This window comes from Paenibacillus sp. GYB006 (assembly GCF_036577645.1).
Classification (GTDB): Bacteria; Bacillota; Bacilli; order Paenibacillales; family Paenibacillaceae; genus Paenibacillus.
This window is the reverse complement of the sequence record NZ_JARBDA010000001.1, coordinates 1,088,609-1,109,677: the sequence shown is the minus strand read 5'-3', so window position 1 is coordinate 1,109,677 and position 21,069 is coordinate 1,088,609. Positions and strand designations below refer to the sequence as shown.

The window sequence follows — 21,069 nt, the reverse complement described above, 5'->3', positions numbered from 1 at the left end:
TCCACAAATTTGGGTATGAATGACTTGTCCTTATCTATGTGCAAGCCTGTTTCCTATTTAAGGGAACCGACCATGACACCTTTTTCAAAGTACTTCTGAAAGAAGGGGTACATAATGATAAGCGGCAAACTGGAAACAACAATAGCAGCATACTTAATAATTTCAGACAATCGTTTCATTTCTGCCATAGCTAGTTGATCACTGATCATGCCCGGATCTACCTGATTTTGAATCAAGATAGAACGCAATACGAGTTGCAGTGGATGAAGATTGGGATTATCCAAATAGATCATTGCGTCAAAGTACGAATTCCACTGACCAACGAATGCATAGAGAGCGAGTACGAAAATAATTGGTTTTGATAGCGGTAATACAATACTGAAGAATATTCGCATCTCTGACGCTCCATCCACATTAGCAGCTTCCTTCAGTTCATTTGGTACACCTTTGAAGAATGTTCTAGAGAGAATAATGTTCCAGACACTCACTGCCCCCGGTATGATGACCGCCCAAACCGTATCAAGTAAACCAAGGTTCTTAACGAGAAGGTAAGTTGGTATCAGTCCTCCACCAAAAAACATGGTAATGATGAACAGTGTCATAAAAAAACCTTTTCCTTTCAACCTGTCATCAGACAAGGCATAACCAGCACAGATCGAGACAAGGACCGTAATGATAGCAAATGAAACGGAGTATAAAACAGCGTTTCCAAAACCACGAATCATAGCCGGATTAGAGAGAATCTTTTGATACCCTTCTATAGACCAGTCTGAGAATTTGAAGGATAAACCTTGACTAAGCAGTACCGACGGATCCATAAAGGAAGCGACTACAACATAGACCAAAGGAAGAACAACAATAAGTACGGAAAATGTTAGAAAGATAGCATTCAGTACAAGAATAAAGCGATCGAGTCCGGAATGTTTAATGGGCATGACTTGTTGCTCCTTTCTTAGTAGAGACCATCGCCGTCATTGAGTTTCTTCACGATGAAGTTAACCGTAACGAGCAAGATGACATTAATGAGAGAGTTAAATAATCCTACAGCTGTAGAGTAAGCATAGTCACCAGATTGCAGACCAATTTTGTAAACATAAGTCGGAATGATTTCAGATGTTGGTAAATTCATTGCTGTCTGCATCAAATAGGCTTTCTCGAATCCGATAGACATGATACCACCGGCTGCAAGGATGAACACAATAGCCATTATTGGGCGAATCGTTGGCAGATCGATATGACGTATTCTTTGAAGTAGATTAGCACCATCTAGATTGGCTGCATTATGTAACTCAGGATCGACATTAGCTAGAGCTGCAACATATATAATGGAAGCCCAACCCGCTCCAGTCCAAATATCCGATAGTATGTAGATCCAGCGGAAGTACTCAGGACGAGACATGAACATAATAGGTTCACCAGTAATCCAGCTAAAGAGTTGATTAATCGGACCTGTTGGAGACAAGAAAATAAATAACATCCCAACCACGACGACGACGGATATAAAGTTAGGGGCGTATAAGAACAATTGAATGTTCTTTTTGATTCCAGCTCTGCGCACCTGATTCAACATCAAAGCAAGCAAGATCGGAACTGGAAAACTCAAAATTAAACCAAAGAAACTTAATTTAAGCGTATTCATAAAGATTAATTCAAAATTCGGAGAAGAAAGAAATTTCTCAAAGTTGTAAAACCCTACCCACTCACTCCCCATAATTCCTTTGATTGGGCTAAAATCTTTAAAGGCGATGATTGCACCGTACATAGGACCATATTTAAAAATAAGGGTCAGAATCACAGCCGGTGCGAGCAAGATATAAAGAAAGTAATGCTTCTTTATGTAGTCAAGCAACGAGCTCTTATGTCTCGACATCACAGGACTATGTTTGGCTTCTAATGAATTATGCAATGCCTTTACCTCCGTTCATATAAATTCATAGTTTACATTTCGCACAGTATTGAAGGGCTTTCATTTCCACTTCTATCCTGTTGCATAACAACTTACCAAATACACCATCGTTCGTCAACACATTTGTAAAAAAATATTTGTGTATTTGAACATAATACATGTATGCAAAACCCTTTTTTATTTTACATTTAAACAAAATAAACAGATTTAACATGAATTTCATTATAACTACGTATAAATAAATGATTTAACCTAGAGATTAAACTTTACATATTTGCAGTTATCAGCAATTAAAATGACATATATCTCATGTCATTTATATGATTTTTGTAAACTTGATTGTGCATTTGTAAAAATAATATTGCTATTTAAAGCAAACTATTATACATTTAAAAGGATTAAAATAATGACAAATAGTGCACTATTTGTGGTAAATATAATGTTCAGAATAAAGAGGTGAATTTACATACATGGCTAGGGAGAAAGTGACCATACAAGACATCGCAGATGCTTTGGGAATCTCCAGAAACACTGCTTCCAAAGCCTTGAATGGAACAAGCAGTATACCTGATGAAACCAGAAACAAAGTGATAAAAAAAGCGATTGAGTTAAAATATAAGCAGTTTGCTTTTATGGAGATAGAAAACATTTTATCTAAAAACTCTGGTAACATCGCTTTATTAACAGAAAACTTACCTAACACTTCCCACTTTGGTTCAGCACTGATCAGTGGTCTTGAAAAGCGCATTAGTACAGAGGGATATAATTTATCGATTCACATTATAAGAGACATTGATCAAGAGTCCTTTTCTCTTCCCAATAACTTTGATGTCTCCAATGTGGATGGTATTATTTGTATCGAGTTATTCAATTTGGAATATAGCAAGCTGATTACAAGTCTTGATATTCCGACGATTTTCATCGATTGCTCTGCACATATCTGTTACCCTGAATTTCAAGCAGATGTACTGCTTATGGAGAATGAAAATAGTACTTATCAACTCACCAAAAAGTTAATAGATGGCGGTTACAAAACATTAGGCTTTATCGGGGATTATAACCATTGTAGAAGTTTTAATGAGAGATGGGTTGGCTTTAATCGTGCTCTGACGGAATCAGGAGTTCAGCTTGATCTCTCACAGTGCATTCTTGATGAGGATCGTTTATTCTTTTCAAGCCCGGAGTGGGCAGATAATAGACTGAGGCAAATCAGTGAGTTTCCTTCTGGTTTTGTCTGTGCTAACGATCACATCGCCGTTACCTTTATGAAATCAATCAAAAATACACTATCTGTTCCTGATGACATCGTCATTTGTGGTTTTGATAATGGTCCAGAATCAAGAATTGTTGAGCCCCAACTGACTACGGTTCATATTTATAGAAATGAAATGGGTGTAAAGGCAGCAGAAATGCTTCTGTCTCGAATTAAAGATCCTAAGCAACCCTATCAGGTCTCCCATATTTATACAAAACCGATCATAAGAGAATCCACACCAAATATTAGCTGATTTATTCGCAAGAAATGCCAAAACCACTCTACTCTCCAAGAGAATAGGGTGGTTTTGACATTAAAACATTACTTATTTCATTGATTAAAGTAGGAAACGACAAATACAGCAGGTGAATTCCAGTAGATCGTAATCTCGTTGCCTGCATAACTGTCTTCATGATCAATAAAACTTGCTGCAGCCGGTTTTCCTTTTAAAGTACGCTCCATAATCTCATCATTCAGATTTCGATTAGGGCCTCCTGCTACCATCCCGGGAACCGGTGCATCTACATCATCTCCTACCGATGGACGATGATGCGGGTTCATAACAGAATGTGTTCCAAAGCCTGTGACATACGATAAGTGAAGAGTATTTTGGCCTAACAAATAATGCAAATGCTGAGCAGCTGCTTTTCCATATTCCGGTTTGGGGGACCACTTCATTGCGATTAGCAATAACATCGCTCGGTTCATAAGAACCATATTACTGCCCCAAATATAATCTTTCTCTTCAAGAGAGATACCATATCCATCATTATCGCAAATATGTAAAAGACGCTCAGCCTCCGAAATCAGTTCTTGCTGTAATGAGGTGTAAAGAGCTTGGTTCTCTTCTGTCTTTCCTTTACGCAAGTAGCTAATTGTGCCGTATCCTCCAACATCTGCCCAACCTAGCTCACATTTAGGAAAAGATTCCTTGGCATATTGCTGAAAAGCGGAATGATATTTTTCTAGGCTAGTTGTATGATATAGTTCTGCAGCAGCCCAGTACTTCTCGTCATATACACAATCATCTCCATACTCCCCCGTTGTAATATCCGGTGGATTCTTAAATCCACCTGCTTCCGGATGTTTCACGAGCCACTCCCAAGCATACTCAGCAGAACGTAGACATCGATCCGCATAGGAAGGATCATACGAGCGATATATACGGGATGCAAAGGCCATGATCGCTGCATAACTTGCTGTCGCGGCAGCAGATATGGGTGAAAAGACCAGTTCAGCAAGGTCCTCTTCTGGCATTACAGATAGGCCGGGGAAGTGCCTAGTTGTCAATTTGTGATACACTCCTCCACTTCTTTTGTCCTGCATTTTGAACAAAAAATCCAGCTCCACTTTACATTCATGCAGTACATCTGGCATAACTTGATCCGATTCTGGAAGAGGAATAGATTCACCGAATGCATTCGGGTACATTTCAAATGCTAGCAGTAAATCAGCCACTGCTTTCGCCCCCGCAACAACATACTTTCCATAATCTCCTGCATCGTGCCATCCTCCATTTCCGTCAAGGTATAACCCTTCTTCCCCATGAACTGCGCCTCTTTTTGTATGACAAGATTCATGTCTCCATTCCCCTGCATACTTCTCATCTAGTGTTTCTCCACAGCGTAAATAATAAAACGCTTTCAACAATCCTTTATGTAATTCATTGTAAGGTCTTTCTTCCAAGGCAAAAGGAGTAGATCGATTTCCTTCATCATCCACTACAACATAAGTCCCTGGCTTAGCCAGTTCGGAAAAATCGGCTGTTCTCACTTCACTCCCTGAGGATTGATCAAAAGTAGGCTGCGAGGTTCTTCCTCGATAGACAATCTTTTTCGTCCCTTCCTCTTCAATATGAAATTCTGATGACTTCTCAGTGAGAATAGCTGTTTTCTGTCCGTTTATCGGATATCCAATTTGGTTTACCGCTGCTTCGTACTTTATCTCGTCCATCATATATTTCCCCTCCGAAAATAAGTTATAACAATTCCCGGCTGTGAATAAACAGCCGGGAATTGATCAGCCATTATTATATAATTACTGATTCTGTACTTGTGTTTCTTCAATAAAATCAGACATAGATCGTACCTTCAGTTCTCCTGGATTTGCAAGTTCAAATGCATGCTCCCCACCCTTACGCGCAAAGAAAGATACTTCTTTTGTCTCGCCTGGGATAAGATCAAAGTAATTATCACTGAAGATTCCTTCTTGGTTACTATCAAGCCATACTTGTTTGGCTAGAACAGAGGTTTTCAAGTGGAATTTAGTTCCTTCTGAACCCTCTACTTCTGTGATTTCGATTTGGGCCTTGGTTAATTTCATATCCTTGAAAGGTACAAAGTAGTGTTTCTGACTATCGATCACTTCGCCCTTACGGACAAGTTCCACAACCATTACAGTACGCTGCTCGTCTCTTCCACTAAGAAGCTCTTCTCTATCTAGTGAAAGGACCAGTCCTGTTGTATTCCCTGCTATACTTACCATATGTGTCTGAACTTCATGCAGCGTACCGTCAAAATCAGCAATACGAATACTGATATCTCCTTCCAGCGGCCGAAGTACATCGGATAGCAGATATAGATCTACTCTTCCCGGCTTCGTATCATCAATAGAGATCATTTCATCAGCAAAACTTCGTTTTGCGTAGTAATGTAGCGCTTTCCAGTTGCCGTAATAATCCATACCTGCCCAGGAAGCAACAGGCCAAGTGTCATTCATCTGCCAATACAATGTTCCCATCACGAAAGGACGATTTCTTCGGTGCGCTTCAATTGCCACTTTCATAGCATCTGCCTGCAAGACTTGACTCATATACAAAAAGGAAGGGAAATCCTTCGGCTCTGTCATATACATATCCATATACTTTTTAATCAGACGGTTCCCATCCCCATTCTTCTGGTGAGCCATCATGACTTCCGAAGTCAGTTCCAGATCAGAAGGCTCTGCATACCTTAGTACAGATTTATGTTCAGGGAAGGATTGGAAACCATATTCACTCATGAATCTTCCAAGCTGCAGGTTGTAGTTCTCAAATGGCTCTGCGTTATGCCATACGCCCCAGTAATGTACATCGCCTGTAACCGAACTCGTTGTTGCATGTTGATTAATGTCATTTGAGATCGATACAATTGGAGAGGAAGGCCAGTAGTCCGCACCCGGTACAAGCTCTTCTATTACTTCGGGAAGCAGGTGATGGAAAATAGCTTCATAGTCTGCCCAAATTTTTTCACGTTGCTCTTGGGTAAAGTCTTTCTTCCAGCCCCATCCACCATTTTCGTTATAATGAGCCCATGCGGAGTCCATCTCGTTATTACCACACCATAGAGCAATACTCGGATGATTCCGCAGACGTTTAATATTATCTGCAGCTTCATGTCGCACACTGGCTAAGAACGCTTCATCTCCCGGATACATACTGCAAGCAAACATGAAGTCCTGCCATACCAAGATTCCATATTCATCACACAGATCATAAAAAACATCCTGCTCGTATATTCCTCCGCCCCAAACCCGCAGCATATTCATATTCGCCAGCGCAGCTGACTCGATCTCATGACGATATCTTTCGTAAGTCACCTCTGTGATAAAGCTGTCATTCGGAATATGGTTGGCCCCTTTAGCAAAGACAGGAACTCCATTTAATTCAAAATAGAACGATGTGCCATATTCATCTGCTTCTTGTACAAGACGAATACTACGAATACCTGTTTTGATACAGCGCTCTGCTTTGGCGAGACTTCCTGTAGTATCCAATATTTGAACTTTAAAGGTATACATATGAGGTTCACCAAGACCTCGAGACCACCACAGCTTCGGCGATTCAAGTTCAAAGTCGATATTCAATTTCGATTCCCCAGCAGGGAGATCAACTTCTTTTGTCCATTCGCCGCCATCTGTTTCGATCCGAATCACTCTCGGGCCTGCCTGATCAACGTTAACTTCTAATACTGCTGTAAGTGCAGCCGCACTTTCGCTTACTTTATTCTGATGAATATAGGCATCTGCAATGTAATCTTCAGACCAGGCTCTTAGCTCAATATCACGCCAAATCCCACTTGTCACAAATCTTGGACCCCAGTCCCAACCATAATGATAAGGTGCTTTTCTTGCGAAAATACTTACTCTCTTCTTGCCCAATTCACCTACTTCGGATTGATCATTTGCAGCCGGCAGCTGATATCCGAGCGCTTCTAGCTTAGGTAAATCTTCTTGAATAGGGGAACGAAATACAATACGAAGTTCGTTATCAACCGCTTTCAAAACGGTTTTTACATTCACTTCCCATACACGAAACATATTATCAGCAGATAAAATATGTACACCGTTTAGATAGACATCCGCATAGGTATCTAGTCCATGAAAAATGAGATCCACATGTTCCTCACTTAAAATCTCATCTGTAACCTGAAACGTAGTTTTATACTCCCAGTCTTTCTTATCAATCCATTGAACGAGTTTTTCATTCGTACCATAGAAAGGATCTTGAATCCGTTCATTTTTAAGCAAGTCTGTATGAACAAAACCAGGAACGACTGCGTTTTCCCAATCCTGCTCGTCACATGCCTTAAAAGTCCAAGCTTTGTTTAAAACTACCTTTGTTTCATGCATGGTTTGAAATCCTCCAATTATGTTAAATTTCCTTGAAGCGTTTCATATGAATCTTTAACCAAAGAAGACTGAAAATTGGACCGATCAAAAGATCAACCCAATTTTCTAAGCTTCTTTCCTACAGATAATGTTTTCCTCTGCTCATTGTCTCATGTTATCGAAAACGTTTCAATTCTTTTTGTTATCCTAATTTTAGGTTTTCAAATAACTAAAGTAATATTGTTATGTTAGCTAGCAAATTAACCTACAACTCCCGTTCTCTCTACACTTTCGACGAAATAACGTTGTACAAATAGATACAGTAAAATGAGTGGGGCAATCGCGAGCAATATTCCCGTATCCACAAGCATCGCTACATGGTTCGGATCTGCTTTAATATCCGTCCCCGCGAGTCCGAGTAACTGCGGAATAATCAGATTAATCTGCGAAGGAAGAGATGCAACCTTTAATGACATCAAATTCGTCTCACTCATAAACAGCGAAGGATAGAAGGTGTCATTGTAAGTCCATACAAACGAAAACAGCATAACCGTGATCATCGGCGGAACCGCATTAGGAAGCATAATTCGTATAAATGTCTTAATTCCTCCTGCACCATCAATCAGAGCAGCTTCTTCGATTTCTTTTGGCATTCCTTTGAAAAACTGACGGAAAATATAGATGAAAAGTCCCGCTTTCAGTCCTGTTGCTGTACCTGCAGTAATCATGGATGGCCAGTAGGTGTTAAGTAGATTCACTCCTTCTTTTCCAGTGAAAAGCGATATCATACCAAGCACATCAAAACTTCGAAAGTGCAAATACATCGGTACCATGAGCGTACTTGAAGGCACAAGGATGGTGAGGATCACCATTCCGAATAAGATTTTGCTTCCTGGAAATTCGAATCTAGCAAACCCGTATCCTGCAAGAGCAGTGGATGCCGTCGTAAGAACCATCATTACAAATACATAGAGCAGCGTGTTACCGAGCAGCGGGAAGTAGTTCAACACCTCGGACGCAAGCTTTATATTATCCAGTGTAAAATGGACAGGAATCATATAGATGGTGGGATTGTAAATATCTGCCTTATCTTTAAAGGCTGTCGAGATTTTCATCAGAATCGGGTACAAAATGACAAATGATATACCAATGATGAGCACATAGCGAAAAATGGACCAAAGGGCATCGAGCAATTTATTTTTCGTTCGCTGCATTTTAAATACTATGGCCTCACTTCTGCCCTGTTTTGTTGCCGTTTCCATGAGCCTCCACCTCCCCATTCGTGATCTAATGTGACCTCAGTTATAATGAACTTTTTTGGAAATCAGGAATCCAATGATGAGGAGCAGTATGCCGACGACAATCGTATAGAGCCAGGACATAGAAGCACTCAGCCCAAAATTTTGTGTTTGAAATGCCGTCGTATAGATTGTTTGGGTAATTGGACTTGTTGTAAAAGAATCAATTACCGTATAGATGACATTCGTCAGAATTAATGGACTTACCATTGGAAATGTAATTTTCCAAAAAGACTCATAACCTGTAGCGCCCTCCATTTTGGCTACTTCATACATCGTAGTAGGTACAGATTGAAGTGCGGCAAGAAAAATAAGGATCTGTACGCCTGAGCTGCGGATGATATCGTAGATACGCATGACGGCATCAACGATATAATCGGTCATGACCAGCGGCATGCCTGCTTCTGCAAGCAAATTCACCATTGCCATTGTATTAAACTGAGAAGACGATAGGCCTGCTTCCTCAGCAGCCGTAGCGTTACCAATCAGATTAATCAGGCCGGCTGCTTCAGCGGAAGCAACGGCTCCTGATGCAAGAATAACAGGCAAAAAGAAAATGGCTCTTGCAAGAGAACGTCCTCTGAACTTCTGATTCAGCAGCACAGCAGAGAAGAGGCTGAAGAATAAAATCAACGGTACATTTACAATCATTTGTAACACGGATTCAGTTAAGATCCGATTATAATTCGCATCAATAAACAGCGCTTCCCGGAAGTTATTCCAAGCTGTAAATTTCAGCTCATATCCTCCTGGAACAACACTTAGATCACTCATGCTGAACCGAATCGATTGAATCATTGGCATGAGGAACAGGAAGATAAATCCCACCAGCCAAGGCGATATGAAAAGTAACCCGAGGAGGGATCTTTTTCTGGTCAGAGTCAGTCCCATCCCTTTCATGATTCATCACCGCCTACGAAGTAATGCTGTGCTGGGATAGAAACCTTGCCTATAACAACCGGCTTATCGTTATAATTAATCCATATATGAGTTCCATTACTGTACTGCATTTCAATCACTCCCGGCTGATGAACTACGCGTTCATCGATATGAACGGTACGAAGAGGAGCTAGAATTTCGCTTACTTCCTGATACATCTTCGTCGCTTCATCAATCCATGCCTCATAATCGGTAGAATACATTTTGTCGTGACGAGTAAATTTAAGTTCTGAAGCGGGTTCTGAACTCCATAGAAAATGAGGTGCTTTTCCTTGTTCCAAACTTTGGAGCAGCTGTGATTTAACATCCGTATCTGCCGCCAAATTCATAGGTTCACCTGTGTAATCTTTATATCCATGGATCACCATTTGATAAAAAGGGACGGATTCATCGGTTAGCTGAAAACCACTTGATCCGGCAGGAGTATTAATAATATGTTTGGCTGAGCCAAGTGCATATATATTGCCCCCAGATATCATCAGATTTGGGTATTCAGCTGCTAAGAGAGCTGTCTGTTCTTCTGATATTTGTCTTGCTGTTTCTTTAAAAATGATGCGTTTATTTCGATAATCCGAATGCAGCGAATCTCCCAGATCGCGAAGTGAAAGACCTGTGATCTCTTTGCTTTCGTATTCCTCCATAAACTTAGAAACGACGTCCGGTACTTTTGATGGAGACAACAGATAATAACTATCAAGTCTGGTTGACATCCGATTCAGCGCTCTGTCGTAAGGGGATAATAATGCTTCTTCTTTCGTAATAAATCGGGAAGCATCCCTCGAAGTACTGAATCCATTTCCTTTATGATAGACATGTAAGAAAGCAACATCGGGATAAAGACCGCCGCCATTCTTTTGAAGCAAATCATTAAGCGATCTTAACTCTTTTGTACTTCCAAGTCCTGAAGATTGAAGCCTGACAGGGAGTTCATGCTCGATCCCTTCCCCAAACCAACCAAGATAACGCATCTGTATACTTGATATGCCTTCCTTCTGAAGCGCTTCCGTTATTTGCTTCGCTTCTTCAAAAGTGGTCATCGGTACCGTTGCGTTGTAAGGTACGCCGAGGAAAGATTCCCTCATGTCGACAGAACCTAGTACATCCACATAGAAAGGAAGATCTCCCTCTTCTGTTGTTTGAGTCAATTTTCCCGCCTTCACCAGCATCTCCTGATATGTTCTTGCCATGCCCGAATAGTTCGCCTCATCGCCGGATAAGAAAGCGTACTTCACCTGCACATCGCCTGTATATTTGTCATCAGATAAGAGCTGAATTTCTTGAATTTTGCTGCCTGTATAAAGTTCGAGTTCATCTTCGCCTCTAACAATAAAACGGCTGTACACATGATTGTAGGAATTTTGTTTTCCACTGATATCAGCAGCAACACTAGCATTCCCATCGCCTTTTTCGATGACGGCAAAAAATGCGCGATCACCGCTCACCAGACCATAAACCGGCATACGTGCTTTTTCCGCCACCTGACCTCTTGACCTGCTGTTATCATTCGTATCGGCACCATATAGCGGCTGTACGTACTGCTCTTCTTTGGTTTTGCCGTTATCTAGATAGATCAAGCTGCCCGTTCCATCCGGAACAAGCATATATCCTTCTTCACCTGCTTTAGCTGCGCCAAAATAAGCAAGTAAATCGATACTTTGAATGCGCTGCCCTTCACTTTCTTCCACCTGACTTAATGGAACAGTTGCCGTAAGTGTCTCACCTTCAAGGCGATATTCAAGCGGAATTTTAAACTTCGCCTTCCCTTGCCCACCAGACGCGGCAATTCCATTCTCTTCGTTATCCGCAGCAAGATCTTCTGCGGTATATCCTGCCTCTTCAAAAGCAGCCATCATTTTCCGAAGTACGAGTGGACGCCCAACTTGAGCATCAGCCCTCTCCAGTATTTCGGGACTAGCGTCCGACACCAGGTATCTTGTCTCTACATATTTCGCAGTTGCTGGACTTAGTTTATCAAGCACTTTCTCTTGCAGACGCTGTTTGCTAATCAGTTTAGGGAGAGCATCAATGCCCAGCTCCGTATCACCGATCGTATACTCAATACGGACCCCGTCCTGAATGCTAAACAATTCGAACTGCTCTTTTTCTATACTGAGTTTATGATTCGTATACGTATCTTGCACGCCAAGTGTGTTACGGAAAGATATGGATAGCTGTGATGACATGACATCCTTCTCAAAAGCCGTCGCGATTGAATCTTCCGCACGCTCTTCGGGATTGGAGTACCATATATCTCCTGATTTATCATCTTTCACCGCGATTACTGTCGTCTTCGGATCGATGTAGAGACTCAGCGCATCATTCGTTGCAGCAAGCGTCATCCCTGGAATCCCCTTACTCTGATCACTCATCGCCCGAAAAGGTTCATATTCTCCCTGTTCTGACGTCACCGACTGAAGATAACTTTGCGGTTCAATGCTGCTAATACGCCCGCTTCCGAGCAAGAAAAATACAGAACTCGCAAGCAAAAGGACGCAAGCCAGTATGATATAAGCGCTTTTTTTGATGTTCACTAGACTTACGCCTCCTTTATATTCGGAATACCAGTTCTCGGTAGATATTAACGACAAATTCGATTATTTGCTGAATTAGACTAAAGACGAGGGTACCTAGAAAAACCATGATCCCCATTGTTACAACCGTTAACAGCATCGTAATAACTGTCTTCGCTGGGGTATATTGATGGACCGTCATCGTACCCACAAATAATAGATACAAGAACCATATGATCGCAAACGTATTGAGTAAGTAATAAAAGGAGCTCTCCTCTGTGGTCAAAAACCGGCTAATCAAAGTCATCGGTAAATAAATCATAATGATAGGCACAAGAGAGTAGGCTGTAGCCATCAGAATTTCTCGAAATTTCCCCTCTCCCTCCATAAGCGTCGTAATTGACCAGCCCGAAACGCACCATAGAAAAAAGGGAAGGATGACATATTGAAGTTCAGCTAAACTGTTCAGCGTTCTTGGGTCATTATAGTTGACTAGAAAACCTGCATATTGACGCTGAAGGACAAATGTAAGAAAAAGAACGAATACAATAACGAGTGCAACTTTGACTTTTCCTTTTCCTTCATATTTCAAATCCCAGAAACCATCAAATGGATGTACGATCAGATGCATTGGGAACTTAAAAAAGTCCTGCTTCATTTTGCTCCCCCCTCCTTCTGCTCCGTGAACGGACTGCCCGTAAAGCAATAATGAGTACAACCCCGCCTGTAGTCACCGTTAAAAAGGTGCCGAAGTGTTCCTGCAGGACTTCTTTCCGATATCTTTTAAAGGCAACTGAATAATTTTTACGGTCCATTCCAAGCTTAAAATACTCCATTGCTGCTTTATTTTGCTTATCATATAAAAGTGATTTTCCAATTCCGATATATGCGATATCATAGTTTGCGTTAAGACGCAAAACCTCTCTCCATTTTTCAACTGCTTTTTTATCATCACCCGCATGATGGTTGGCAACGGCTTCTTGAATCGCAGCTCCATATTCGGTCGGCTTAAAAATGGTAATCGTTTCTTTTCCCTGATCCAATATCAGCTGCTTATCTCCTATTCGGTCTAATGCTACGGGTGTACGGAAAGTTCCGACCTGCGTACCGATTCCTCCAAAGATGTACAATAGATTACCTTCGTCATCATAAGTGAACACCCGGCCCCGAAGCGCATCAAGAACACTATACATCCCGTTACCCCAGTATTTAATATCAACGAGTCTCGAAGGACCTCCCGATGCACCTCTTAAGCGATACACAAGATCACCTTTGACATCAAAGTAACCATAACGCTTCAGCACATCTTCTCCGGAGGGATTCAGTCTTTTTACAGGTTCCGTTGATCCTGGATCCACGTTAGTGGCATACAGAAAACCTTTATTTCCCATATCTAGATTCGAAAACTCGGTTGGTATATATAATTGCATCTGTTTCTTTTGCGCATCACTTGCAAGGAGCCTCCATATGTAGTCTGCAAAATCACGCCGAACTTTGTTGGTTCCAGAGTATCCAATGAATTCACCACTTTTATCAAATTGCAGCATTCCTTCATATGCCCCTCTAGCGATGACAAAAATCCGACCTCCGGCGTCTACTGACAACTTAAGTGGTACAAAGGAAAAGGAAGATCCCAGCAGATCAGACTGAGGATTTTCAATAATTTGAATTAATTTTCCTTCTGGTGACAGAACAACCACTCGTTTATGTTCCGTATCTGCTACATACAAATTTCCTTCTTCACTTACGACAACCCCGCTTGGGGATAAAAAAGTATCTTCTTTCGAATCATGCTGGAAGGTGGTGATCACTTTTTTGACCTTCCAGTCATCCGCCAAAATCACAACCCGGTTATTTCCCGTATCTGCAATGTAAATCTCTCCCCTGCTAGACACGAAGAGATCCTGAGGTGTAGAAAAGCTGCCGATTCCGAGATCGATCCCTGATATGCTTCTTTCAGGCAAATATGCATCTGGAGCAGGTACTGCTTCCTCATAATAATTGTAGGTATAACTCTCATAAGGAGCTTTAGCTAGTACTGCGGTGCCATGGGAAGCAAGTGCCATGGAACAAACAGCAACACCCAGAATCGTGCGGCTGAGAAGACGTTTATATGCTTGCTTCATTGGTATCCACCCCTCCTCATTCCTTCATTCCGGATGTGGCCATTGTTTCAATTATCCGGCTTTGTGAGAAGACAAAAATCGTAATCGGCACACTCATCATCATCAGTGCAACCGCTGCCCCAACCCCAGCTCTTGCGATCCCGCCTTGTACGATATTGGTGGTTGCCGAAGTTAGTGTCTTGAGCTGCTCACTATAAATAAAGCCGTTGCCATCCGTTCCCCATAAAATTTGAAATAGTAAAATAATTAAAGTCAGCCATGCAGGCTTTACGTTAGGCATTACGATGGTCCAAAAAATCCGATATTCCGTTGCACCATCGATTTTCGCTGCTTCGATCAGTGCATCAGGAATCTGTTCCATGAACTGTTTCATAAGATACAGCCCCAGTGGATAAGAGAATGCCGGGATAATGACAGCCCAGTAAGTGTCAACCCATCCTAAAAACGACATGATCATGTACGTAGGAATAGCAGTTACAGCAGGAGTAAACATCAGTGAGAGCACAATGAGTTTAAACGTTACGTTACTCCCTGGAAAACGATGTTTCGCCAGCGGGTAAGCAGCTGCTGATGCTAAAAGTACGTGCCCAACGATCCCTACTCCTGTGATAAATATCGTATTAAAGATGTACCTTGTAAAAGGAACCCACGAAGCCCCCAGCAGATTTATTAAGTCTGCAAAGTTATCTAAGGTAGGATTTCTCACAAACAATGTCGGTGGAAAAATAAAGATTTCATCCAGCGGTTTAAAGGCGGCATTGATCGCATAGACCAAAGGCAGGACCATAAACGCACCGATAACGGCAAGGAGCAGGAAGAGGAAGAAGCTGCCCCAGAAAGAGCGATTCACTCTTTTCTTACGGAACATGCCGAGCGTAAAATTCATCGCTTTACTCACCCACTTTCCTGAGCAGTTTTTGAATAATCATGTTAGAACCAACCATTAACATGAACAAGACGGTTGCAATGGCGGATGCAAAGCCCATCTCAAACCGAATGGTTCCGAAATCCATTAAGTGAGTAACGACCGTTTCTGCAGCATAGTTGACGCTCGGAAAACCTGCCAGCTGGATGGATACATCGGCCACGGCAAACGAGGAAGTAATCTGAATTACAGCACCAAACATCAACTGTGGTTTCATCGAAGGCAGGGTGATATACCAAAGCTCTTGCCAGCGGTTTTTTATTCCGTCCACTGCACCTGCTTCATACAAGGTCTTATCTACCGTTTGCAGTCCCGCAATAAATGCCAAGAAACCAGTTCCAAGACTTAGCCAAAGCTGAACAAGTATGATAATAGGCATGATATAAGCTTCTGTTTTGAGCCACTGGATCGGTTCTAGCAGAATGCCCAGCTTAATAAGCAAACCATTGATAATTCCGTAACGGTCTCCCGAAAAGATTAGGAGCCAGATAAAAAATACGTTTCCTGAAATAGAAGGTGCGTAAAAAATCAGGGTCATAAATGCCCGTAATTTCGGGCTGAGTTCATTAATAATCCATGCGAAAATAAAACAAGCCAAGTAACTGACAGGACCTGTGATGGCAGCGAATAAAAATGTATTTTTCAAAGCAATAAGAAAAATATCATCTTCTAAAAACAATCTTGTATAATTCTGCCACCCTACAAATTTGGGCATTTCGAGCATATTAAAATAGGTAAAGCTAATCACAATAGATAATAGAACAGGCAATACCGTAAACATTAAAAACAGAATCATGTAAGGCGCCATCAAGATATACAAATGTTTATTAATTTTGATCTGATGAAGCTTTTGTTTCCGCCGTTCACGGCGCCGAAGCGAACGTTCCTCTGGAGGGACGCCCCTCACCTTATTTTTAAGTTGTAAATCAGACATGACGTCTCACCCTCCTTTACTCCGGCAGACCGAATTCATTACGTTTAACTCGAATTTCATCCTGGATATACTGTACATAGTCCATGAGTGCTTCTCTTGGTTCGATCTTTCCATCAACGGAACGATAGAAGGCATTAATGAGATGGCGACCCGTAAAATATCCACCTGGTACTTCCGGTATTCCCCTTACCCACTCCATTTGCTTTTGCAGGTTTTCATAATCTTCGACTGGCCAAGGCAGTTTCTCTAGTGCCGCAATATTCGCCGTTGGATATCTGGCTGCTGCACCCATAAGCCCTTCCATTTCTCTTCCGAATTTGACCTGCGTTTCTTCACTTGTCCACCACTTCATATATTCCCATGCCGCTTGTTTGTCTGCTGCATCTTCGAGCATCAGGACACCGCTTCCACCGCTGGCAACCGTATGGTCAGTAGATCCATCTGCTTGCACGGTACCAGGAATCATAGTGAATCCCCACATTCCGCGAATCTCGGGAGCAAACACAGTCAATTGGTTATAAGTAGTGTAATCTGCGATGCCAATCGGCATTTCACCTGTTCTGAATCGGTTCGCAAAGTCGTATTCACGCTCCAACTTGTAGTCCGTATAAAATTCAGTCCACTGTTTAAACGCTTCCATTCCGATTTTTGAGTCCAGGTTGGATTCCTTGCTTCCATCTCTGTAGAACTCACCGCCGCCTTGGAATAAGAGCATCGAGTACACGGAATTCGGCGGAACGTTTTCACCAGGATATTGCGGCTGAGTGACCAGCGGTAAGCCGAAGTCCATATGATTTTTATCAAGCACGGTCAGCAGGCTTCCTACTTCTTCCCACGTTTGCGGTATTTGAAGCCCAAGCTCTTCTAGTACGTCTTTTCGGTAAAATAACATATTAAAAGTCTGCGTTTCAGGTAACGCATATACTCCATCCTCAAATGTGTACGGTACCATAGCACTCTCTCTGAACTGCTGTTTCACTTCATTAAAATCATCAAACTGAGACAAATCGGCCGCTGCTTTCCTCATCGCATAGTTCACAGGAACATCATTCCCCATCTGCATTGCTACATCGGGTCCTTCACCCGAAAGAGTAGCAGGTAGCAGGGAATTCATCGGAACAAGCTTAAGGTTAACTTGTATTCCAGATTCCGGCGTAAACGTTTCATCAATCATCGCCTTAATGGTATTGGCCTGATCACGTCCGCTTCCAATCCAAACCGTAATTGTCTTTTGTGTATTGTCCGTTGCGGCATTACCAATTTGGTCATAATCAATAAAGAAAGAATAGAAGAAGGTTACGATCTCATGCCAAGTTCGAGCAAACCATCCCATCCCTTTTTCGGAAACTTTTTTTCCAGGAGAAGTAACATAGATTGCATCAATTTCGAGTGGCTGTTCCCTTGTTTGCTGCAACCAAGTTCCAAGTCCTCCTGTATTGGTTTTATAAGCCGATAACCTTCTTGGTATTGTATCTGGATCTTCAATCATTTCATCGAGCTGCAAAGCCATCGTCTTGAGCAGCGCATCTTGATCTCCTTTTTCGTCAGACAACTCTCGCAAACGTTTTCCTACTGCTTTTAAACGCTCGCTTTCACTCGCAAAAACATCAAGAATATTAGGCACTCGTTCACTAAGTCTATAGTCTCGAACTTCATCTGGAGCTGTACCTGTGATCATTAATATCTTTCGGTACATGGCATTCAGTTCAGTCAAACTTTCTTGTACCTCTCTAATCAGTGAAGCAAATTCACCTAAGCTAACTTCCATTCGGATGACGTTTGTTCCCTTTTTCAAATGATATAAATAAGGTGTCTCATCCCCCATAACCTGCATCGCATAGCTGCTCTTGTAACGGAAGGATACTCTATTCATTTCCTGAAAAGGAACTTCTCCGTTAATCATAATTTTTCGAGTAGAATAGACGCCTCGTGAGAAGTTTTGCTTTGCTTTAAAAGCGAGCTCGTACATGCCTTCCTCGGGAACTTCTACATTCCATTCAATCCACTGTCCAGGAATTCTCCAGTTATATCCGCCTATCGTATTGATTTTAGATACAGATGGACTATAAGGCTCTACTGCCGGCGAAGAACGATCCATTAGCGGATAAAGAGTAGGTGAGGATTTGGCTGACGCTTTCTCAGCTTGAAGTTCTATGGACACATCGTCAGGCGTACGCTGCACCTGATCCTTATACTCTGCAGCATATGTAGTATATTCGGGCGGAAGCTCCTCATGTAACAGTCTGATTTCACTGATCACTACTGGCTCACGCTGGGATGTAAGTGTTAATGTGTGTTTTCCTTTGCTAAAATAAAAAGTAAATGGCTCTTCATAATAACCATTGGAATCTTTAAACAAAGTCGTTTGCCATACTGGTTTTTCCTGCTGTTGAGGCCTCAGATCATTTCCTCGATTATCTTGCTGCGGCTCATCTTTTACATTGCCCCATACTCTGTCCATCTGAATGAAAGCTGCTTCTTGAAAAGGAAGTTTTCCATCAATCAGAACACTTCGTTCTATGGCAGAACTTTTCCCTTCGATTGGATAATAGCTCGTTTCCAGCTGATACAAACCTGGATCTGCTACTTCAAAAGTCCACGTGACACTGCTTTTTTCTCCGGTTTTCACGGACTTTCCGGTTTTCCCTTCAAAATCAGTGATGATTTCGCTGTCTTCCCCAGTCAGTTCACTTACCTTATCCGCACCTAATACGATTTCGCTTGTAGGGAAAGGTTCATCTTTATGCTTCTCCATATATTCACTGTAGAATTCGGTACTGGAAAGTTGAAAGCTATTATCTTCTATCGTTGAAGCAGGCGATGATGACAAATCAGCCTTTTCCAATTCAACATGATCCGTGTTTACTGAAGTAGCAAAGGCCAATTGACTGTTACCTCCGGCAAGTACAAGCGATACACAACCCGCAACAATGATACTTTTCATGATCCATAAGCGGACTCTTCTCTGGCCCTTCAATAGTAACTCCCCCCTCTGCTATCTTAGGCAGATGAATCTACGGAAAAGGGAGCTAGTTTTAATAACGCTCCCCTGTTCTCGTAGATTGCTAAACTTCATACTTATTTGGCTGCTCCCAGCTTGTCGATCGAAGCTTGCGCCTGTTGTTTAAATTTCTCTGCTGCAGATGCAACGGAGGCATTATTCACAATCACATCAGCAATAAAATCATTGAATGGATACTCTGGGTAAGCTTCATCCAACCCTACAAGTCCTGTGCCTGTAATATGTTCACGAATAATACGTGTGTCATCTTCCGTGGAGTATAAGCTCTCCAAATAGTTTTGCGTTGGATACTCTTCTAATTGAGGAACGTCAAATAGTTCTTCAAACACTTGATATACCGCTTCTGGATCTTTTACGCCTTTCGGAATGAAATATGCATTCAAACCTGTATCCGCATAAGTGACTTCCGGGCTTCCTTGTGGTCCGACTGGATAAGGGACAACACCAACTTCAAAGTTCAGATCACCGATCATCCACTGTGCTCCATGGAACATCGCAACGTCTCCGTCTTTAAAGGTGTCGCCTTCTTCCCAATTCACTTTGTCTCCCGTTTTCACTTTTACTACATTGTTGCTATATAAAGATGCCAAGAATTCAATGGCTTCAATTGCTTTTGGATCTGTAAACCCTTCTTTAGCATTCGATTCCCCATCTTCTGGATCGAGAACAGTGTTTCCACCATTTGCTGCAATAAAGTTACGTCCGACTACAGCTGCCCATCCAGAGAATCCATAAGTATCCATTTTTCCGTCGTTATTTGTATCTTTCGTTGCTTGTTTGGCTATTTCAAGGAATTTACTCCAGGTCCACTCGCCATTGTCATACAATTGTTGGAGGTCAGGAAGCCCAAGTTTTTCAAATAGGTCACGATTATAATGAATTCCATGACCCCCGTTTCCTTTGACTCCGCCATTGAAAGCGTATAACTCTCCAAGAAGCGGTGGTGCTGGATTAGCTAGCCGCTGATCCGTGTTTATACTAGAGTTTGGTGTTGTAAATTCAGAAATTTTGAGAAGCTGGCCTTTCAGAATGGTTGGCAAGGCACTTTTGTATTCAAGGAAGGCAATATCGGAGAATGGTTCCCCTGCAAGAACGGATGTAGTAAACTTATCCATGTACTCTTCAAAAGGTACGTTAACGTATTCGATTTTCACATTATACTTTTCTTCTACTTTCTTCTGTTGCTCAACCAATGCTTGCCCTGTAGCATCTGCATCGGTAGGTGCAAGGTCCCACCATGCTGACAGCTTGATTGTTCTACCACCAAGATCAACAGCAGGTGCTTGTGGTTCTTCCGTCTTTTCTGGAGTTTTTTCTTCCACTTCTTTTTGCGGAGCTGGATTTTCTGCTGTTTTTCCTCCGCTGCATCCGGCTACAATCACAAAACACGACACCAACAATAGAATTAAAAGCGCTTTCATGTTTCTCAAAGTACATAGCCCCCTTCGTAATGATGACACCTTATTACAGTATAGCTAACTGTTATCTAAAAATGATCGCACCCTTAAAAATCAGTGGAATCATTTTACAAAACAACAATAACACCACTATCTAATGTTAGTCAAAC

At 41.8% G+C, this 21,069-nt stretch carries 14 protein-coding genes; 1 reads left to right on the top strand and 13 read right to left on the bottom strand.

Annotated features, from left to right (window positions below; translation table 11 throughout):
• Nucleotides 1-53: 53 nt before the first annotated feature.
• Nucleotides 54-935, bottom strand: coding sequence for a carbohydrate ABC transporter permease (locus PV403_RS05330; protein WP_332083758.1), 882 nt, complete (start codon nucleotides 933-935; stop codon nucleotides 54-56).
• A 17-nt stretch (nucleotides 936-952) separates the two neighbouring features.
• Nucleotides 953-1,870, bottom strand: coding sequence for an ABC transporter permease (locus PV403_RS05325; protein ID WP_213532739.1), 918 nt, complete (start codon nucleotides 1,868-1,870; stop codon nucleotides 953-955).
• Nucleotides 1,871-2,376: 506 nt separating this feature from the next.
• On the opposite strand from PV403_RS05325, the gene PV403_RS05320 reads away from it, so the two are divergent.
• Complete coding sequence (locus tag PV403_RS05320) at nucleotides 2,377-3,414, top strand: LacI family DNA-binding transcriptional regulator (RefSeq protein WP_213532702.1); 1,038 nt, start codon at nucleotides 2,377-2,379, stop codon at nucleotides 3,412-3,414.
• A gap of 77 nt (nucleotides 3,415-3,491) precedes the next feature.
• Here the strand turns inward: PV403_RS05320 and PV403_RS05315 are convergent, their stop codons facing one another.
• From PV403_RS05315 to PV403_RS05265, 11 genes are all read right to left on the bottom strand, one after another.
• Nucleotides 3,492-5,117: a glycoside hydrolase family 9 protein gene (locus PV403_RS05315; protein ID WP_332083757.1), complete on the bottom strand. Its 1,626-nt coding sequence runs from the start codon at nucleotides 5,115-5,117 to the stop codon at nucleotides 3,492-3,494.
• 81 nt (nucleotides 5,118-5,198) lie between these two features.
• Nucleotides 5,199-7,769 carry a beta-mannosidase gene (locus tag PV403_RS05310; RefSeq protein WP_332083756.1) on the bottom strand — a complete coding sequence of 857 codons (2,571 nt, stop codon included), beginning with the start codon at nucleotides 7,767-7,769 and terminating at the stop codon, nucleotides 5,199-5,201.
• Between the two features lie 239 nt (nucleotides 7,770-8,008).
• Nucleotides 8,009-9,010: a carbohydrate ABC transporter permease gene (locus PV403_RS05305; RefSeq protein ID WP_332083755.1), complete on the bottom strand. Its 1,002-nt coding sequence runs from the start codon at nucleotides 9,008-9,010 to the stop codon at nucleotides 8,009-8,011.
• A gap of 36 nt (nucleotides 9,011-9,046) precedes the next feature.
• Nucleotides 9,047-9,946, bottom strand: coding sequence for a carbohydrate ABC transporter permease (locus PV403_RS05300; RefSeq protein ID WP_191798562.1), 900 nt, complete (start codon nucleotides 9,944-9,946; stop codon nucleotides 9,047-9,049).
• Nucleotides 9,943-12,516, bottom strand: coding sequence for a DUF5696 domain-containing protein (locus tag PV403_RS05295; protein WP_332083754.1), 2,574 nt, complete (start codon nucleotides 12,514-12,516; stop codon nucleotides 9,943-9,945). Before PV403_RS05295 ends, PV403_RS05300 begins: the two co-directional genes overlap by 4 nt.
• Before the next feature lie 16 nt (nucleotides 12,517-12,532).
• A complete protein-coding gene (locus PV403_RS05290; protein WP_332083753.1) occupies nucleotides 12,533-13,153 on the bottom strand; it encodes a Yip1 family protein in 621 nt (206 codons plus the stop codon).
• Nucleotides 13,134-14,621: a gluconolactonase gene (locus PV403_RS05285; protein WP_332083752.1), complete on the bottom strand. Its 1,488-nt coding sequence runs from the start codon at nucleotides 14,619-14,621 to the stop codon at nucleotides 13,134-13,136. Before PV403_RS05285 ends, PV403_RS05290 begins: the two co-directional genes overlap by 20 nt.
• 16 nt (nucleotides 14,622-14,637) lie before the next feature.
• The gene (locus tag PV403_RS05280) at nucleotides 14,638-15,507 is read right to left on the bottom strand and encodes a carbohydrate ABC transporter permease (protein WP_213532735.1); all 870 of its coding nucleotides are present in this window, start codon (nucleotides 15,505-15,507) and stop codon (nucleotides 14,638-14,640) included.
• Between the two features lie 4 nt (nucleotides 15,508-15,511).
• A complete protein-coding gene (locus PV403_RS05275) occupies nucleotides 15,512-16,480 on the bottom strand; it encodes a carbohydrate ABC transporter permease (RefSeq protein WP_213532698.1) in 969 nt (322 codons plus the stop codon).
• Between the two features lie 16 nt (nucleotides 16,481-16,496).
• Nucleotides 16,497-19,457 carry an extracellular solute-binding protein gene (locus PV403_RS05270; protein ID WP_332083751.1) on the bottom strand — a complete coding sequence of 987 codons (2,961 nt, stop codon included), beginning with the start codon at nucleotides 19,455-19,457 and terminating at the stop codon, nucleotides 16,497-16,499.
• 101 nt (nucleotides 19,458-19,558) lie between these two features.
• Nucleotides 19,559-20,923, bottom strand: coding sequence for an ABC transporter substrate-binding protein (locus PV403_RS05265; protein WP_332083805.1), 1,365 nt, complete (start codon nucleotides 20,921-20,923; stop codon nucleotides 19,559-19,561).
• Between the last annotated feature and the right edge of the window lie 146 nt (nucleotides 20,924-21,069).

Coding starts and splice junctions, on each gene's coding strand:
- PV403_RS05330 (WP_332083758.1), bottom strand. CDS start 935: ATGCCCATTAAACATTCCGGACTCGATCGCTTTATTCTTGTACTGAAT.
- PV403_RS05325 (WP_213532739.1), bottom strand. CDS start 1,870: ATGTCGAGACATAAGAGCTCGTTGCTTGACTACATAAAGAAGCATTAC.
- PV403_RS05320 (WP_213532702.1), top strand. CDS start 2,377: ATGGCTAGGGAGAAAGTGACCATACAAGACATCGCAGATGCTTTGGGA.
- PV403_RS05315 (WP_332083757.1), bottom strand. CDS start 5,117: ATGATGGACGAGATAAAGTACGAAGCAGCGGTAAACCAAATTGGATAT.
- PV403_RS05310 (WP_332083756.1), bottom strand. CDS start 7,769: ATGCATGAAACAAAGGTAGTTTTAAACAAAGCTTGGACTTTTAAGGCA.
- PV403_RS05305 (WP_332083755.1), bottom strand. CDS start 9,010: ATGGAAACGGCAACAAAACAGGGCAGAAGTGAGGCCATAGTATTTAAA.
- PV403_RS05300 (WP_191798562.1), bottom strand. CDS start 9,946: ATGAAAGGGATGGGACTGACTCTGACCAGAAAAAGATCCCTCCTCGGG.
- PV403_RS05290 (WP_332083753.1), bottom strand. CDS start 13,153: ATGAAGCAGGACTTTTTTAAGTTCCCAATGCATCTGATCGTACATCCA.
- PV403_RS05285 (WP_332083752.1), bottom strand. CDS start 14,621: ATGAAGCAAGCATATAAACGTCTTCTCAGCCGCACGATTCTGGGTGTT.
- PV403_RS05280 (WP_213532735.1), bottom strand. CDS start 15,507: ATGAATTTTACGCTCGGCATGTTCCGTAAGAAAAGAGTGAATCGCTCT.
- PV403_RS05275 (WP_213532698.1), bottom strand. CDS start 16,480: ATGTCTGATTTACAACTTAAAAATAAGGTGAGGGGCGTCCCTCCAGAG.
- PV403_RS05265 (WP_332083805.1), bottom strand. CDS start 20,923: ATGAAAGCGCTTTTAATTCTATTGTTGGTGTCGTGTTTTGTGATTGTA.